The organism is Kitasatospora putterlickiae (assembly GCF_039527695.1).
GTDB lineage: Bacteria > Actinomycetota > Actinomycetes > Streptomycetales > Streptomycetaceae > Kitasatospora > Kitasatospora putterlickiae.
Genome location: NZ_BAAAKJ010000235.1, coordinates 22,315 through 23,409 on the forward strand (window position 1 = coordinate 22,315; position 1,095 = coordinate 23,409).

A 1,095-nucleotide genomic window follows, 5' to 3' on the forward strand; every position below is an offset into this window, starting at 1 on the left:
GCGGGGGCTGATGTTCGTGGCGCTGGCGGGGGCGATGGTGGTGCTGGGGTGCCTGCTGGGGCCGCTGGCGGCGTTCCTGCCGGAGCTGACGCGGGCCGACGCGCACCGGCGCCCGGAACGGCTCGAAAGGATCGCTACCGCACGGTACGGGGGCGGCCGCCCGGCGCGCCCCCGTAGGATCCAGCCGCTGCCGACGACAGAGATCAGGGAGGCTGCGATGGCCAGGCAGGCCCGGGCGCTGGCGACCCGCCAGGCGGTGCTGCGCGCCGCGGCCGAGGTGTTCGACGAACGCGGCTACGCGGGCGCCACCATGGCCGAGATCCTGGAACGGGCCGGCGTCACCAAGGGCGCGCTCTACTTCCACTTCCCGTCGAAGGAGGAGCTGGCGCTCGCCGTGATCGAGGGCCAGGGGTCCTGGCTGGCCACCTGGCAGCCCGCCTCCGACAGCCCGATGCAGACCGTCATCGACCTCGGCTACGCGTTCGCGCACTCCCTGCTGGACGACCCGCTGCTGCGCGGCGCGATCCGGCTGACCATCGAGCACGGCAGCTTCACCCAGCCGCAGATCGGCGCCTACCAGGCCTGGACGGACGCGGCGCACGAGCTGCTGGAGCACGCGCTGGAGGCCGGCGAGCTGTCCCCGGGGGTGCGGCCGGCGGCCGCCGCCGGGGTGATCACCGGCGCGGTGACCGGCATCCAGCTCAGCTCCCAGGTGCTGACGGACCGCAGGGACCTGCTGCAGCGCATGGCCGACCTCTGGGCGCTGCTGCTCCCCGGCCTGGTCGAACCAGGCACCCTCGCCCGCCTCGACACCGCCGTTCGCCCGCTCGCCTCCGGGGCGCGCTGACCCGGCGCTTGTGACCCCGGCGGCTCGGGACGGGGCCCCTAGATCCGGTACTCCGGCAGGCGGTCGGCCGGGACGAGGGAGGGCAGGGCGGTCGACCAGAGGCCGCTGATCGCGGCGGGGGCGAGCCGGCCGGTGGACTCGGCGGCGAACAGGACCAGGCCGGCCGCGAGGGTGGTGAGCAGCCCGGCCGCCCGCGCCCGGTGCACGATCTCGCTGTACAGCGGGCGGTGCCGGCAGCGGTCGTTCTC

Annotated in this window: 1 protein-coding gene and 1 pseudogene; one reads left to right on the forward strand and one right to left on the reverse strand. The window is 75.5% G+C overall.

The features are described 5' to 3' along the window. Positions 1 to 847 (forward strand): ScbR family autoregulator-binding transcription factor (locus tag ABD308_RS23530; RefSeq protein WP_344338290.1); only part of this gene is annotated, 847 nt, incomplete at its 5' end. 38 nt (positions 848 to 885) lie between these two features. On the opposite strand, the pseudogene ABD308_RS23535 reads toward ABD308_RS23530, so the two are convergent. Next, positions 886 to 1,095 (reverse strand): annotated as a pseudogene (locus tag ABD308_RS23535) (hypothetical protein); the annotation flags it as partial.